Annotated in this window: 11 protein-coding genes and 1 tRNA gene; 3 read left to right on the top strand and 9 right to left on the bottom strand. The window is 64.5% G+C overall.

Going from position 1 to position 15,007, the window contains the following annotated elements; all coding sequences use genetic code 11:
* Positions 1-30: 30 nt before the first annotated feature.
* The 7 genes from NO366_RS08930 to NO366_RS08900 all read right to left on the bottom strand — a co-directional run bounded on the left by NO366_RS08930 (position 31) and on the right by NO366_RS08900 (position 9,334).
* Positions 31-891 carry a phosphatase PAP2 family protein gene (locus NO366_RS08930; RefSeq protein WP_256533979.1) on the bottom strand — a complete coding sequence of 287 codons (861 nt, stop codon included), beginning with the start codon at positions 889-891 and terminating at the stop codon, positions 31-33.
* 240 nt (positions 892-1,131) lie between these two features.
* Positions 1,132-1,551, bottom strand: a complete 420-nt coding sequence (locus tag NO366_RS08925; protein WP_256533978.1) for a NusA-like transcription termination signal-binding factor — start codon at positions 1,549-1,551, stop codon at positions 1,132-1,134.
* The gene (gene rpoA2 / locus NO366_RS08920) at positions 1,551-2,753 is read right to left on the bottom strand and encodes a DNA-directed RNA polymerase subunit A'' (RefSeq protein ID WP_256533977.1); all 1,203 of its coding nucleotides are present in this window, start codon (positions 2,751-2,753) and stop codon (positions 1,551-1,553) included. The genes NO366_RS08925 and rpoA2 overlap by 1 nt, the downstream gene beginning before the upstream one ends.
* Positions 2,746-5,703: a DNA-directed RNA polymerase subunit A' gene (locus NO366_RS08915; RefSeq protein ID WP_256533976.1), complete on the bottom strand. Its 2,958-nt coding sequence runs from the start codon at positions 5,701-5,703 to the stop codon at positions 2,746-2,748. Before NO366_RS08915 ends, rpoA2 begins: the two co-directional genes overlap by 8 nt.
* Before the next feature lies 1 nt (position 5,704).
* Positions 5,705-7,537: a DNA-directed RNA polymerase subunit B gene (gene rpoB / locus NO366_RS08910; RefSeq protein ID WP_256533975.1), complete on the bottom strand. Its 1,833-nt coding sequence runs from the start codon at positions 7,535-7,537 to the stop codon at positions 5,705-5,707.
* Position 7,538: 1 nt separating this feature from the next.
* Complete coding sequence (locus NO366_RS08905; protein ID WP_256533974.1) at positions 7,539-9,107, bottom strand: DNA-directed RNA polymerase subunit B''; 1,569 nt, start codon at positions 9,105-9,107, stop codon at positions 7,539-7,541.
* Positions 9,107-9,334 (bottom strand): DNA-directed RNA polymerase subunit H, encoded by a 228-nt coding sequence (locus tag NO366_RS08900; protein ID WP_256533973.1) that lies wholly within the window; start codon positions 9,332-9,334, stop codon positions 9,107-9,109. Before NO366_RS08900 ends, NO366_RS08905 begins: the two co-directional genes overlap by 1 nt.
* A 388-nt stretch (positions 9,335-9,722) precedes the next feature.
* On the opposite strand from NO366_RS08900, the gene NO366_RS08895 reads away from it, so the two are divergent.
* The 3 genes from NO366_RS08895 (at position 9,723) to NO366_RS08885 (ending at position 11,957) form a co-directional block, all read left to right on the top strand.
* A tRNA-Asp gene (locus NO366_RS08895) sits at positions 9,723-9,795 on the top strand.
* A 573-nt stretch (positions 9,796-10,368) separates the two neighbouring features.
* Positions 10,369-11,370: a PrsW family intramembrane metalloprotease gene (locus NO366_RS08890; RefSeq protein ID WP_425493221.1), complete on the top strand. Its 1,002-nt coding sequence runs from the start codon at positions 10,369-10,371 to the stop codon at positions 11,368-11,370.
* A 170-nt stretch (positions 11,371-11,540) separates the two neighbouring features.
* Positions 11,541-11,957 carry a hypothetical protein gene (locus tag NO366_RS08885; RefSeq protein WP_256533971.1) on the top strand — a complete coding sequence of 139 codons (417 nt, stop codon included), beginning with the start codon at positions 11,541-11,543 and terminating at the stop codon, positions 11,955-11,957.
* Positions 11,958-12,015: 58 nt separating this feature from the next.
* Here the strand turns inward: NO366_RS08885 and NO366_RS08880 are convergent, their stop codons facing one another.
* Positions 12,016-13,779, bottom strand: a complete 1,764-nt coding sequence (locus NO366_RS08880) for a GMC family oxidoreductase (protein WP_256533970.1) — start codon at positions 13,777-13,779, stop codon at positions 12,016-12,018.
* Positions 13,779-14,903 carry a gluconate 2-dehydrogenase subunit 3 family protein gene (locus NO366_RS08875; RefSeq protein ID WP_256533969.1) on the bottom strand — a complete coding sequence of 375 codons (1,125 nt, stop codon included), beginning with the start codon at positions 14,901-14,903 and terminating at the stop codon, positions 13,779-13,781. The genes NO366_RS08880 and NO366_RS08875 overlap by 1 nt, the downstream gene beginning before the upstream one ends.
* Positions 14,904-15,007 lie beyond the last annotated feature (104 nt).

The raw sequence follows: 15,007 nt of genomic DNA, 5'->3' as shown, positions 1-15,007 counted from the left end.
TGGAAGACGCGACTCGCGCTCGACCGGCGGTCAATCGCCCACGTCGACGTCGGAGCCGATGGCGACGTCCCGATCCGTCGTCCGGCGCTTCCGGTCGCCTTCGACCCGATCGACGACCCGCTCCGCCGTGACGACGCTCCAGAGCGCGAGGACGATCCCCGCGACGACGTCGATCACCCAGTGAATCCCCAGGTACATCGTCGAGAAGACGACGCCGCTGGCGACGAGAGAAGAGAGGACGGACCACCGGGGGAACTGTTTGCGGGTCCGCCACGCGAACAGCAGAACGACGACCGAAAGCGACGTGTGGAGCGACGGGAAGACGTTCGTGTTGTCCGCGATAGCCGCGGTCAGTTCCTGCGTCTCGGGGTAGAAGTCGTACATGAGTCCCTGTACAGAATCGAGGTAATTTCGCGGTCCGTACGCGACGAACAGCGTGTACATGAGCATGCCGCCGACGACGTAGTTGAGCAGGTATGCGATCAGCAGTTCCTTGAGTCGACGAAGCGAGGGGAGGGTCGCGTAGAGTATCGGCGCCGTCGCGAGCAGGTACGGAAAGCCGAACATATAGAGGATCGACGCCGGTTCGATCATCGCCTCGGGAACGACCGACTGGAGGGACGCGACGAACGCACCTTCGAGTGCGTAAATGTCGTCAGTCACGTCCCAGCCGATCCACATCGAGAGACGGACCAGGTGCTCCGAGAAGAGGAACTTCAGGAGGAGAAAGCCGGCCGCGACGCCGACGTACGGAGCGATGTCGCGGAGTCGGGGCCGAACGGTACCCACGGTGTGTCGGACGCGAGAGCGGTCGAGACAGACCGCACACGTCCCGACGAACCCGAGCGAGACGAGGAGGACGGTTACGAGGAGGACGGTGCGTAAGGCCATGATTCTGGAGGGGAAATCGATCGTCGACGCCGATCGAGCGGCACGTATCTATCACGTGAATGCCGTGTTCGTCCCCATAAGCATTCTCATCCGACCGGACCTGTTCGAACGGAACGTGTCGACCAGGACGTGCGAATTGTCACCACGAAGCAGAGAGAGTGAGAGAGAAAGAAGTCAGCACCCGCGGTACCCTGATTGAAAGCGTCCGAAAACGGTCGGACGGATACGCGACCGACCCGGTCACGTCAACTGGACGTCGTCGATGTCGAAGTGACGGGCGGCCAGCATCCGTGCGGTCTCGATCGTCCGACCGTCCCGCCCGATCGCCACGCCGCGGTCTTCGTCCGCCACCTCGACGTACGCCACCGTCCCATCGTTTTCGCTCATCGTAACGTTGTACACTGCGGCGGGCGCGAGCGCGTTGGCGACGAAGTCGGCCGGGTCGTCGGCGTACTCGACGAGTCTGACCGGCACGTCGACGCGATCTTCGAACCGTTCGACCGTCTCGCCGCCACGGCCGATCGCCTCCGCGATGTGACCGCGCGCGACGACGATTACCAGCCGATCGTCGATGTGAATACAGTCCCGACCCGGAGCGCCGGTCACGTCCTCGAAGAGGGCGAGATACCGGCGCGCCTCGTCGTCGAGCGTCAGGTCCATCAGTCGGAGCGGCTCTTCGACGACCCCATCCGGAGGTCGACGTCGCCGGTCCCGAGTTTGATCGGCTTGCCGACGATAACGTTCTCGGTGACGCCCTGTAGTTTGTCGACCTCGCCGTGGATCGCGGCGTTGAGCAGGTGGTTGACCGTCACCTCGAAGGCGGCCCGTGCCAGCACAGAGTCTTTCGCACCGGAGATGCCGTGACGACCGATGGATTCGATCGTTCCCTCGTTGGTCATGATGTCCGCGACCAGCATCAGGTGGCGGACGTTGACGTCGTCGAGACCCTGCTCGGCCAGCGTGTTGTGGGTCTCCTCGATGATGGTCTCGCGAGCGGCCTCGATGCCGAGGTTGCGGTGAATCTCGTGGATGTTGTTACACGTGGTCCGCGTCGCGTCGACACCCTCGATCGCGAGCGCGTCGCCGAAGGCCGACCCCTCGGTGTAGAGGACGAACTCCTCGTCCGCGTCGAACGGCGACTCGTCCATCTCTTCACGGCGGATGACGACCCGCGAGATGTCCTCGATCCCCTTGAACGTGATGTCGCGCAGCTCCTCGACGAGCTGGAGGAGATCCCGGTAGGACGGTTCTTCCGGGCCGAACTCGACGGTCGTCCCGTTCTGGACCGTCTTCACGCCGAGCTGGTCTTCGATGATCTCGGCGACCTCCTCGGCCGTGATCATCCGCTCTTGTAACGTATCGGCGTTGAGCGAGATGACGACGCGCATGTCGGCGACGTTGGTCGAGACGTCGCCCAGCGCGAGGATCTTCGTCGCCTCTAAGTTCCAGACGACCTCGTGGGCCATCTCGCGTTCGGTAGCGTACTCCTCTTCTAAGTGGACCGTCATCATCGGCGTATCAGGCGTCTTCCGGGCGTCGACCAGTTCGATGAGTCGCGGCAGTCCCTGCGTGACGTCGATCTCCGCGACGCCCGCGTAGTGGAACGTGTTCATCGTCAGCTGGGTTCCCGGTTCGCCGATCGACTGCGCCGAGACCGTTCCGACCGGATCGAGCGGGTCGACCCGCGTGTCCAGGTACCGGTTCTCGACGGCACGTGCGACCTCGTCGGCCTGTTCGACGGTCACACCGTCGCGGTCGGCCAACGTCTCGTAGACGCGTTCTTTGAGTCGCGGCGGAAGCGCCGTATCTTCGACGACGGCTTCGACGTCGTCGTCGAGCCCGAGCGCGCTCGCGCTAGTCATCGGAGCTCACCCCCGCGTTCTCGACGAGTCGATCGTCCGCGTGTTCGGAGAGGTTCGTCTGTCGCGGCTCGCTTCCGAGGAACTGCGACTTCTCGGCCTCGTCTTCGAACTCGGACTCGATGACGCGATCGGCGATCGTCTCGACGTCGATGTCGAAGTCGTCGCCGGAGGAGACCTTGACCGGGGAGGTGCCGTCCTCGCCGAACTCGAACTGGACGATGGTGTCGGAGGTGTCCCGGACGGTACCGTCGTACTGCGCTTCGAGTTCCGAGAGCGCGTTGATGAGACGACGCTGCAGGTAGCCGGACTTCGAGGTTCGAACTGCCGTGTCGACCAGCCCCTCGCGACCACCCATCGCGTGGAAGAAGAACTCACGCGGCGTGAGTCCGGCCGTGTAGGAGTTCTCGACGAACCCGTGGGCTTCCGCGGAGAGGTCGTTTGGCTTGTAGTGACTCAGCGTTCGGTCCTCGTAGCCGCGGTTGATGCGCTCGCCGCGAACCGCCTGCTGGCCGACCGATCCCGCCATCTGGGTGAGGTTGAGCATCGATCCGCGGGCGCCGGATTCGGCCATGACGACTGCCGGGTTGTCCGACTCGAAGTGCTCCTCCGCGATCGTCCCGGCGTTGTCACGCGCACGCGAGAGCGCCTGCATGATCTTCATCTCGAGCGTCTCGTCGACGGTGCGTCCAGGCAGGCTCTCGAGCTCGCCGTTGTCGTAGGCCTCGATCAGCTCCTGGACGTGCTCGTAGGCCTCGTCGATCGTCTCGTCGATCTGCTCGCGCGCTTCGGGTTCGATCGTCTCGTCGTCGATCCCGATCGAGAAGCCAAAGTGCATGATCGTCCGCATGGCGAGCGTCGACAGCTCGTTGATGAAGATGCGTGCACGGGTGTTGCCGTAGGCCTTCGTGATCGTGTCGACGATCTCCCCGCCGAAGCCGCCGACCTCGTCCTCGGCGATGGTGCCGGAGACGAGCTGGCCGTCCTCGATGACGACGTCGTCGACGGTCCCGGTGAACTCGACGGTCAGGTCGTCCGGCAACAGCTCCGAGAACACGGTGTGGCCGGTCCAGTACTCGACCCCGTCCTCGTCGACGCCGTCGGGCTCGGGCAGTTCGTCGACCCGGGTCGCCCGCAGGAGGTCGAGTGCCTGCGTCTCGTTGAAGTGCGGGTTGTCGTGGGTCAGCAGGTAGGTTCCAGAGATGTGGTCCTGGATGGCGCCGATGATGTTCTCACCGAAGCGGGGCGAGAGGATCTGCTCCTGGACGCGCATGAGGACGCGGGCCTCCGCACGGGCCTCCTCGTTCTGTAAGGCGTGCATGTTCATCTCGTCGCCGTCGAAGTCGGCGTTGTACGGCGGACAGACGACGGTGTTCAGTCGGAACGTCTTGTACGGCATGACCACGACCTCGTGGGCCATGATGGACATCCGGTGGAGCGATGGCTGGCGGTTGAAGATGATGATGTCGCCGTCGACGAGATGGCGGTTGACCTCCCAGCCGGGGCCCACAGTTTGAACGCCCTCCTCGTCGGCCTGCTCGGTCATCCCGGCCAGCGCCTCGGCGTTCTTCTCGGTCACCTTCAGTCGCCGCCCGTCGGGGCGGCGGACGTAGTTCGCGCCGGGGTGCGTGTTCGGCCCGTTCGCGACGTAGCGACGCGCCTCCTCGACGTTGCGCTCGGTGACGAGCATCGTCTGGGTCATCTCCGTGGCGACTCGGTCGGGCACGCCAACCTCGTTGAGCGAGAGCGTCGGGTCCGGCGAGATGACGGTTCGGGCGGAGAAGTTCACCCGCTTTCCGGACAGGCTACCGCGGAAGCGCCCTTCCTTACCCTTCAGGCGCTGGGAGAGCGTCTTTAGCGGGCGCCCGGACCGGTGTCGGGCCGGCGGCGTCCCGCTGATCTCGTTGTCCATGAACGTGGTGACGTGGTACTGCAGGAGCTCCCAGAGGTCCTCGATGATCAGCTGTGGCGCACCCGCCTCGCGGTTCTCCATGAACCGCTGGTTGATGCGGATGATGTCGACCAGCTTGTGGGTGAGGTCGTCCTCCGAGCGCTGGCCGTTGTCGAGCGTGATCGACGGTCGCGCGGTCACCGGCGGTACCGGCAACACGGTGAGGATCATCCACTCCGGTCGTGAGCGCTCTGCGTCGATGCCGAGCACCTCGATGTCCTCGTCCGGGATGGCTTCGAACCAGTCACGGATGTCGCTCGGCATCAGCTTGTTCGTGTCCTCGTCGGTGAGGTCGATGCTCAACGCCTTCTCGATCGCCTCGCGCTGTTCTTCGCGCGGACGGAACGAACCCGAGAGGATCTCGTTGATCCGTGTGAGGTCGATCTCGGTCTTCTCGGCGAGTTCGTCCGGCGTCGTGCGCTCGATGCCTTCCTCCTCGTCACCCTGCATCGCGCCCGCGATGCGCTGAGAGTACTCGCTCGTGAGAACCTCCTGGACCTCGTAGTAGGTCGTCGGCTTCTCGTGTTCGATGTCGTACTGGATCTCGCCGCAGAACGGACAGCGATCCTTCTTTCGCGCCTGCCGGATCGCGGCTTTCGTCACGTCGTTTAGGTCCCGACCGAGTTTGCGCGACTCGTCGATCTGGTCGCGGAACTCGTCGCGTTCGTCCTCGGTGAGCAGCAGACGTGAACAGCTGCGACAGGTGCCACGCAGTAGGCGCCTGATGAGTTTGGTGAAGCCGACGTGGATCACCGGTGCGGCCAGTTCGATGTGCCCGAAGTGGCCGTTACACGACCCGGAGTGCTTCCCGCAGGTCTTACACTCGAGTCCGGGGTCGATCACGCCGAGGCGGGGGTCCATGAGGCCCATGTCGATGGGGAACCCGTCGTCGTCGTAGGTGTCGGCGGTGATGATCTTCGTCGCGCTCATGTCACGGTACTCCTCGGGCTCCATGAGCCCGAAGTCGATCGATCCGATGTCTTTTGGTGTGCTCTGTCTCATCTTAGACGGCGTCCTCTAGTTCCAGTCGCGGGGCGATACCGAGCGCCTTCATCTCGTCTAAGAGGAGCTTGAAGGCGTAGCTCATCTCGATCTCGTGGATGTCGGTCTCCTCGCCGCAGTTCGGACAGTAGACCCGGCGTTGCTCGACGTTCTCGACCGCGCTCATCCCGCAGTTGCCACAGACGTTGATGAACTCGCGGTCTGACTCGTCTAGCAGGCGTTCCTTCAAGGTGAGCGCCGCGCCGTGGCCGATGAAGACGTCGCGCTCCATCTCCCCGATTCGTAGCCCGCCCTCGCGGGCGCGCCCCTCGGTCGGCTGTCTCGTGAGCACCTGCACCGGCCCGCGCGAGCGGGCGTGCAGCTTGTTCGAGACCATGTGGTAGAGCTTCTGGTAGAAGATCACGCCGACGAAGATCTCGGCCTCGATCTTCTCGCCCGTCACGCCCGAGTACATGACCTCTTTGCCGGCTGAGTTGAACCCGGCATCAGCCAGACCCTCGCGAAGCTCGTCCTCGTCCTCGCCGAGGAACGCGGTGCCGTCGACGCGGCGACCCTCCATCGAACCGAGTTTGCCGCCGATCATCTCGAGAATGTGGCCCACGGTCATCCGCGAGGGAAGCGCGTGCGGGTTGACGACGAGGTCGGGCACGACGCCCTCTTCGGTGAACGGCATGTCCTCCTGCGGCGCCAGGTGACCGACGACGCCCTTCTGGCCGTGTCGTGACGCGAACTTGTCGCCGAGTTCTGGGATGCGCTCGTCGCGCACGGAGACCTTCGAGAGCTTCGAGCCGTCCTCGCCCTCCATCAGCGTGACCGTGTCGACGACGCCCGATTCGCCCGATCGCATCGTCACCGACGTCTCGCGGCGCTTCTGAGGCGAGAGACCGCCCATATCGTCGGGTTCCTCTAAGAACCGCGGCGGACTGGTCTTGCCGAGCAGGACCGAGTTCTCGTCGACGCGCGTCTCCGGGTTGACGAGTCCGTCCTCGTCTAAGTGCGTGTACGCGTCTTCACCGCGCGCGCCGCGGACGTCCTGTGAGGGAATCTCGAAGCGGTCCTCCTGGCCGCCTGGGTAGCGCCGTTCCTCGCCCTCGTAGGTCCGGAAGAAGTGTGAGCGAGCGAGCGCGCGCTCGACCGACGCCTTGTTCATGACGAGGGCGTCCTCGATGTTGAAGCCCTCGTAGCTCATCACGGCGACGACGAAGTTCTGCGCGGCGGGCCGTTCGTCGAAGCCGATCTGCTCGGTGGTCTGGGTCTTGACCATCGAGAGCTGCGGGTAGTGTAGCAGGTGCTGGCGCGTATCCGGCCGAATGCGGTAGTTCGCACTCGGCAGGCCGAGCGACTGCTTGACCATCCCCGCGCCCATCGTAATGCGCGGGCTCGCGTTGTGCTCGGGGTAGGGGATCATCCCCGCACCGATCCCGAAGATCAACTGCGGGTCGATCTCCAGGTGTGTGTGGTCCTCGGTGAGATCGTCCTCGTCGACGGCGACGAAGATGTCCTCTTCTTCCTCAGCGTCGATGAACTCGATGGAGCCGTGCGCGACGAGGTCCTCGAAGGACAGGTCACCGTTGCGCACCGCCTCGACTTCGGATTCCGTGAGTCGCGGTTCGCCGTCGTCGACGACGATCAGCGGCCGGCGGGCCCGACCCGCGTCGGCGTTGACGATGACTTCGCGCGTGCGGTCTTTCACCGAGACGTTGACCATCTCGGAAACGTCGCCGACGCGACGCGCCTCGCGGATCTGGTCGGCCAGTTCGTGCGGGTCCGGGTGGGTGCCCACCAGCGACCCGTTTACGTACACCTTCGCCTCTCGTTGTTGTTGACTCGCCATGTTAGTCGTCTGCCGGTGTTCGGTCGGCGCGTTCGAGGCCCGGGATCCCCTCGACCCCCATCGACGCCAGTTCTCGTTTGAGCGACTGTTCGTCCGCGACGTTCTGGGAGAGTTCCATCGCCTGCGCGAAGTTCTTCACCAGCCCACAGTTGGGGCCCTCGGGCGTCTCGGAGGGACAGATGCGACCCCACTGGGTCGCGTGTAAGTCTCGCGCCTCGAAGTGCGGTTGCGAGCGCGACAGCGGCGAGCGCAATCGGCGCAGGTGAGAGAGAACGCCCATGTAGTCGGTCCGGTCGACCAGCTGGCTCACGCCGGAGCACCCGCCGACCCAGTTGCCGGTCGCGATCGGATGTTCGAGACGCTCGGTCAGGACGTCCGAGCGGACGACCGTGTTGACCGAGAGGTTCCGGTTGCGCATGTTCGCGCGTTCGAGCTGGTACTTCACGTCGCGGGCCAGCTTGTTGAGCGCCGTCCGGAAGAGGTCCTTCATCAGGTCGCCGCTGACCTTGAGGCGCTTGTTCGCGTAGTGGTCCTTGTCGTCGGAATCGCGCCGGCCGAGCGCGAGTTCGAAACACGCCTCGGCCATCCGACAGAGGTAGTGCGCCTTGTTGATCCGGACGTCCTCCTCGTCGACGCCCTCCTCGTGGAGGTGCGGCAAGAGGTAGCGGTCGATGACGTAGTTCGCCCGCTTTAGCTGGTAGTTCTTGCCCTGCCCGGAAGCGACGCGCTGACCGAGGGTTTCGATCGCCTCCTCCTCGGACTGGACGTCGGCCTCCTCCAGATTTTCCAGCATGTACTTGACGATCTCGGGGTCGTTCGAGACCTTGTGGACGATCTCTTCGTCCGATTCGAGCCCGAGTGCGCGCACGAGCGTGACGAAGTTGACCGATCCCGAGACCGAGGGGAACGACACTTCGAGCAGGCCGTCGCGGGTCCGCTCACAGAGGACGAGCGCGCGGTAGCCTCGGCGCTGTGAGAAGGTCTTCGCGACCTGGATCTCGTCGCCGTACTTGGTGTCGTACTCCGCTAAGATCTTGTTCGGCGCGAGGTCCTCGCTGGTCATCAGCACACGCTCGGAGCCGTTGACGATGAAGTAGCCGCCGGGATCGGCGGGGTCCTCGCCGATCTCGACGAGTTCCTCGTCGGTGAAACCCGCGATGTTACACTTCTCGGAGCCGACCATGATCGGCATGCGGCCGATCTTCGTCTCGGTCTGGTCGACGACGCGCTCGTCGCCTTCCTCGCCCTTGACGATGGCCATCTCCATGAAGACGGGTGCGGAGTAGGTGATGTTACGCAGGCGCGCCTCCTGGGGGTAGAGCAGTTCCTCGCTGCCGTCCGCCTCACGGACGCGCGGTGTGACGACACGAACGTCACCCAGCTCGACGAAGACGGGCTCTTCACCCTCCTTGTCGCCGATGTCGGTGTCGATCGTCTCCTTCTCGTCGACCACTCGCTGCATGCCGCGGGTGAGGAACGCGTTGAACGAGCGGAAGTGGTGCTCTGCGAGTCGCTCGGCCGAGAAGTACTCCCGCGAGATCTCTCGGCGTGCGGCTCTGTCGATGCTCATCAGTCTACCACCATTCTGTACACGATCGCCGTGTCGGTCGTACGCGAGTCACGAACGATCTTGATAACGTCACCCGCCTCGGCATCGTCGGGAAGTGCCGGATCGGATCGCTTGATCTTCGGTAAGTCTGTGCGGTCGATGTCGTACTCGTCGAGCACGTCCTCGACGGTCGCGTCGTCGAGAACCGAGTGCTCCGGCACGAGTTCGTGTTGGCTTACGTCTACCATGTGTGGGTCAGGGGCTGGCTGTCAGCTACCGGGAGAGAAGTGGCTGTCACGAGATACTACAGCGTGTTACCGGCCCCGTGCATTTAAGAATTTCTAACCGGGCTCGGGTAGCGTCGCTATTCGACCGGGCGGCCCGAACTGGCCCAACCGTTCACACGGTTCGATACCGCACTCTCGTATAAATCCCTTTGGGGGCGATCGACGGTTCCAATGTTGTTGATTCGTGCGCAACGGCCGCGGTCCGTCGGCAACACCCGTCACCACCTCCGATCGGAACGCGGCTCGCGACACCGGCCGTCGACCCCCGAAAGAGTGTCGCGTTCTCCCCTACCACACCGCCTTCGATTGGAAAGCCTTATACTTACCACCCGGATACGTTTGAGTGCAGGCCCGGGTGGTGTAGTGGCCCATCATACGACCCTGTCACGGTCGTGACGCGGGTTCAAATCCCGCCTCGGGCGTCTTCTTCGATTTCAACTCCGTGAGCGACCGGCGTAGCCGTGTCGCGAATACCCGAAATCGAAGCGCGGCAGAAGCGGGATTTGAGCCCTGCCAGTCGCGCGCAGCGAGCGTAGTGAGTGAGCACGTCTGGCTTCGGTTCAAATCCCGCCTCGGGCGTCTTCTTCCGCGAACAATCTCGACGAGCACCGCGTAGCGTGTGCTCGACATTCGTGAGCGGAAACGACCCTACAAAGGGATTTGAGCCCTACCAGTCGCGCGCAGCGAGCGTAGTGAGTGAGCACGTCTGGCTTCGGTTCAAATCCCGCCTCGGGCGTCTTCTTCGATTTCAACTCCGTGAGCGACCGGCGTAGCCGTGTCGCGAATACCCGAAATCGAAGCGCGGCAGAACCGGGATTTGAAGTAGAGAAGACGCAGCACCCGAGCGGAGCGAGGGTGACCGTCTTCGCGTGGTTCAAATCCCGCCTCGGGCGTCTTCTTCGATTTCTACTCCGTGAGTGTTCGTGGACAGGGCGAGTCGACGGTGCGTTCCGAGCAACGGCACTTAAGGGCCATATTCACGAACGATACCGATGATGGGCGACGAGAGGCAGGACCCCCTACAGGAGGCCGACACCGGACGTGACCTCTACGGAATCGCGACGTGGGAGCGGCGTTCGCGACTCGACGTGGTCTCGTCGTGGCTCTACTGGCTGATCGTACGGGTCGGAAAAGGGCTGGTGATACTGCTGGCGTCGGTGACCGCCGTCGCGATCGGCGGAATCGGCGCCCTGACCGATCCAGTTATCGGCGTGCTCGCGGCCATTTCGATCCTGCCGGCCTTCGTCCTGGCCGGGTACGTCTGGCTGAGCGACGTCGGCGGCGGAGAGCCCGCATCGTTGTTGGCCGCCACTTTTCTCCTGGGAGTGGTCACGGCCGGGTTCGCGGCCGTCCTCAACGGCGTGCTACAGCCGTACTTCGGGTCGCTCGGCGTCGTCGGCGTCGTCCTGTTCTTTTACATCGTCGTGGGACCGGTGGAGGAGACGGTGAAACTCCTCGCGGTTCGGCTGTGGGCCTACACCGACGACAGATTCTCGACGGTGATCGATGGGGCGGTGTACGGCGCGATGGCCGGCCTCGGGTTCGCGACCATCGAGAACGCGATCTACATCAGTCAAGCGGTCGGCGAAGTCGGCGGCGTGAGCCTGGGTCTGGGACTGATCGGCGTCGGGGGCGACATCACCGCGACGCGCGCCCTGGCCGGTCCCGGACACGTCGTCTACTCCTCGTTTGCGGGGTACTACCTCGGGCTGGCGAAGTTCAATCCCGGGAGTCGCGGACCGATCGTCGTCAAAGGGCTCCTCATCGCCGCGGCCATCCACGCGACGTACAACGCCACGGTTGGTCTCGGCAGCGGCCTGATTCAGGTCGCCACGGGGCTGCCCGAACTCGTCTCGTTCGTCGTCTTCGTCCTCGGGTACGTCGGGTGCTTCGGGTACCTCCTCTACCGAAAACTGGCGCGCTATCGAGTGGCCTACCGACGAGTGAGCGACGGTCGAAGCGGCCCTGGGACAGGTCGCGGGCCCGACACAGGGTGACGAAGCACCGTACGTTCTCCCGGCTGGCGATCTGGCGTGTCCACGTGACACCCGAGACGGTTGGCCGGTCGTCTGGCGGGCCGGCGTCCGCGACGTCAGTGAGTGTCGCACGACGCTGGCCTGTGGATGCAGGTGAAACGATCACCCGTCGTCGCCGCGTACGGGAACCGATGAGCGACGAGAACGCCGACCGTGATCGGAGGGAACGGGACCGCGACGAGTCGAGCGGAGCCGATCGCGAATCGCTCGGATACACGGAAAGAGCGTCGGGTGACTGGGCGGGTCGAACCGACGGCCGCGACGAGAAACTCATCGGGACCGATCCGGAGGTCGGCGAGATCGACGAGCCGACGACCGACAGCGCGCAGGCGTCCCGGGAGGCTCGGTGGGGACTGCAGCAGGGGCTCGCGATCGGCCTCGTCTCGATCGTCAGCGGTCTCCTGGTCGCCTTCGGTCTGATGCAGGCGACCGGTCTGGTCGACCTCCCCGAACCGCTGGCCGATTCGGCGGTCGCACACTGGAGTGTGTTCGTCGCCCTCGGCGTCTTGTTCGTGGCCGTCTTCGCGTACAGTCAGCGAGGGACGTAGGCGGGCCAAACGAGCGATCGCTCGCCTGCGACCAGGGTCAGTGAAACAGGCGAGCCGGCTAGGGACTGACGAGTTGACGTGGGTCGTTCAGGTACTCCTGGATGCCCTCGGCAGCCCTGAACGCCAGCGCGCCGACGGTCCCCGTCGGGTTGTAGCCGCTGTTGTGGGGGAAGGCAGACGCGCCGGGGACGAACAGGTTCTCCGCGTCCCAGTTCTGGAGGTAGCTGTTGACGACGGAGTCGGCGGGATCGGCGCCCATGATCGCGCCGCCGGTGTTGTGGGTCGACTGGTAGGGCGTGATGTCGAAGCTCCCCTCCAGAGACGTCGTCGCCTCGACCGTGTCGGCACCCATCTCCTGTACGATCTCCTCCAGGTAGGGTCCGATGTACTCGACGAGGTTTCGATCCTGTTCGTTCCAGTCGAACGTCATCCGGAGGAGCGGTCGACCGTAGTCGTCGGTGTAGTTCGGATCGAGGTCGAGATAGTTCGTTCGGAACGGCATCACGGACCCCTGCGCGGAGATACCGAGCGTGCTGTGGTAGTTCTCGACGGACTGTCGTTTGAACTCGGATCCCCACGCCGGCGTCCCCTCCGGAACGGGGTTGTTCGCGATCGGTCGGGCGCCGGTCTGGCTGATCGAGACGTTGCCGCCGTGGATGAAGTCTACGTCCGAGTGATCGAAGTTGTCGCCGTTGAAGTCGTCGATGGCCGTACCCAGCGCGCCGGCACCCATGTAGAGGTTCCAGGCCTCGTCGTCGAAGAAGCCGGTGGCGTTCGCCCCGAAGTTCTGGTAGCAGTAGTTCTTCCCGACGACACCCTCGCCCGTCTCCGGATCGTAGGGCTCGCCGATGTCCGACACCAAGAGCAGGCGCACGTTGTTGAGGACGTACGCTGTGAGGGCAACGACCTCCGCCCGCTGCTCGTAGACGTCACCGGTCTCCCGGTCGACGTAGCGGACGCCGTTCACCCGCCCTTCGCTCCCCTCGTAGAGCAGTTCGATGACGTCAGCGTGAGTGCGCAGTTCGTAATTCCCCGTTTCCCGCGCAGCTGGCAGGACGGTCGTGATCGGCGAGGCTTTCGCGCCCCACTCACAGCCGAAGCGCTCGCAGTAACCGCAGTACTGACACTGCCCTTGCTGGACCCCGTCCGGATTGGTATACTGCTCCGTGAGGTTGGCCGACGGTTGCATGAACGGGTTGTAGTCCAGGCCGGACGCGGCGTCGGCGAATCGCTCCAGGGCCGGCGTCTGTTGCATGGGCGGAAGGGGATAGTCGTCCGCTCGCGGCCCCTCGTAGGGGTTGCCGCCGTCCTGCGTCTCGCCCTGGATGTTCCCGGCCTGACCGGCGATACCCGCGGTCCGCTCGAACGTGGAGTAGTACGGTTCGAGTTCCTCGTACGTAATGCCCCAGTCCTGCAGTTGCATGTCGTCGGGAATCTTCCCCTCCCCGTACCGATCGATCGTCCGCGACCGGATCTGGAAGTCGTACGGGAGGAACCGCCAGGTGACGCCGTTCCAGTGAACGCCGGCGCCACCCTCGCCCGTTCCAGGGAGGAACGCGCCGTAGCGACGCATCGGCAGGGCCGTCTCTTCGGGCGTGTTCCGAAAGGTGATCGTCTCCTTCGAGAGGTCCTGCATCAGTTTGTACCGCAGGGCGTAGCCGAGTTCGTCGTGGACGGTGAAGAAGTTCTCCGTCTCCCGTTCGCCGCCGCGTTCCAGGCTCACCACCTGGTAGTCGTTCTGCGCGAGTTCTTTGGCGATGATGCCCCCGGTCCAACCGGCGCCGACCGTGACGACGTCGACGGGGTCGAGTTGTTGTACCATCACGCATCACCCCCGTCGTCGGCCCCGGACGCGTCCGGAGACCCGTCGCCAGCGTCCGATTGGCCGTCAGGCGTGGAATCGACGGATGTCGACGCGTCGTCGGCCGCATCGATCGATCCCGCCGGAGCGGAGTCCGGGTCGGCGTCGCCGCGAGCGGCCTCGTGGTCGACGATCTTCGGAAAGTCCGCTTCGGCCGCGTCGTGGACGTGGGCGTGTCCTTGCTCGCTCTGGTCGTTCGCCGGGACCTCGTTGTCGTCCCCGATACCGAGGGAGGCGACGTCGTCGGCGAGTTCGCGGTAGTCGCCCTCCTGCAGTTCGATGTACTCGCCGTCCCCGATGAGGTCCCGGTAACTGCCGAGGGCGCCCGGCGTCCCGGGGAACCCCTTCAGGCGCCAGCCGACCATCTCGCGGTTCCCCCCGTACATCGGATCGCTGAACATTCCTTCGAGGGTGTTCTGATACACCAGTGCGAAAAAGTCGCCCGCAGAGATGCCCGTCCCCTCGAACGTGTCGACCTCGTCCGCTTCGAGCGCTGCGACGATTTCGTCTTGCTGTTCGTCCTCGAGGTCGGCGAACGATGCGGCGTCGTACGCCGATTGGACGTGTTCTTCGATCGCGGCGATGCCACGATCGTACGCCTCGTTCGGCGCGAGGGGGTACTGCCACCCCTGGGTCTGGGCCGGCGTCGTCTCCCCCCAGGGGACGTCGGTATCCGCTTGCGCGGCCGCGTCGTCGCTCTGAAACGGATCGGTCGGGTCCCGTCCGGCGAACGGCCCGTGCATGTACCAATTCTCGCCGCGGCCCCAGGCCGAATTCAGCTGGTGATCGACGAAGTAGACGACGCCGGCTTCGGGCGCTCCCGGGCCCATATCGTCCGACGGGTAGATGCGGCCGGTCAGGTCGTGGACGACCCGCGCCTGCTGGATCGTGAAGTACTGGAGGCCCTCTGGTTCGACGTCGACCTCCTCCATTTCCTGTAACGGCGTGACGTCGAAGTCTTCCGGGACGAAGGACCCCTCGGCCGGGGCGGCGATGCCGAAGACGGCCAGTCCGCCGCCCGCTCGCATGACGGTGCGTCTCGAAACGTCTCTGGTGAAATCGAACAGTGGTTCGTCGCCCACCATACCGCACGAACCGCGAATAGCGGAATAGAGACGTGACCTGCGAGAGCATGGAACCCGACCCCGGTGTCGAACGAACTGTTCTAGTGGCGCCCGACGCGTGACCA

It is taken from the genome of Halovivax cerinus (assembly GCF_024498195.1).
GTDB lineage: Archaea > Halobacteriota > Halobacteria > Halobacteriales > Natrialbaceae > Halovivax > Halovivax cerinus.
The sequence above is the reverse complement of the archived record's forward strand: the minus strand, read 5'-3'. Positions and strand labels throughout refer to the sequence as shown.

What these genes read in the sequence shown, in the direction of transcription:
- NO366_RS08930 (WP_256533979.1), bottom strand. Translation starts at nt 891, where the DNA reads ATGGCCTTACGCACCGTCCTCCTCGTAACCGTCCTCCTCGTCTCGCTC.
- NO366_RS08925 (WP_256533978.1), bottom strand. Translation starts at nt 1,551, where the DNA reads ATGGACCTGACGCTCGACGACGAGGCGCGCCGGTATCTCGCCCTCTTC.
- rpoA2 (WP_256533977.1), bottom strand. Translation starts at nt 2,753, where the DNA reads ATGACTAGCGCGAGCGCGCTCGGGCTCGACGACGACGTCGAAGCCGTC.
- NO366_RS08915 (WP_256533976.1), bottom strand. Translation starts at nt 5,703, where the DNA reads ATGAGACAGAGCACACCAAAAGACATCGGATCGATCGACTTCGGGCTC.
- rpoB (WP_256533975.1), bottom strand. Translation starts at nt 7,537, where the DNA reads ATGGCGAGTCAACAACAACGAGAGGCGAAGGTGTACGTAAACGGGTCG.
- NO366_RS08905 (WP_256533974.1), bottom strand. Translation starts at nt 9,107, where the DNA reads ATGAGCATCGACAGAGCCGCACGCCGAGAGATCTCGCGGGAGTACTTC.
- NO366_RS08900 (WP_256533973.1), bottom strand. Translation starts at nt 9,334, where the DNA reads ATGGTAGACGTAAGCCAACACGAACTCGTGCCGGAGCACTCGGTTCTC.
- NO366_RS08890 (WP_425493221.1), top strand. Translation starts at nt 10,369, where the DNA reads ATGGGCGACGAGAGGCAGGACCCCCTACAGGAGGCCGACACCGGACGT.
- NO366_RS08885 (WP_256533971.1), top strand. Translation starts at nt 11,541, where the DNA reads ATGAGCGACGAGAACGCCGACCGTGATCGGAGGGAACGGGACCGCGAC.
- NO366_RS08880 (WP_256533970.1), bottom strand. Translation starts at nt 13,779, where the DNA reads ATGGTACAACAACTCGACCCCGTCGACGTCGTCACGGTCGGCGCCGGT.
- NO366_RS08875 (WP_256533969.1), bottom strand. Translation starts at nt 14,903, where the DNA reads ATGGTGGGCGACGAACCACTGTTCGATTTCACCAGAGACGTTTCGAGA.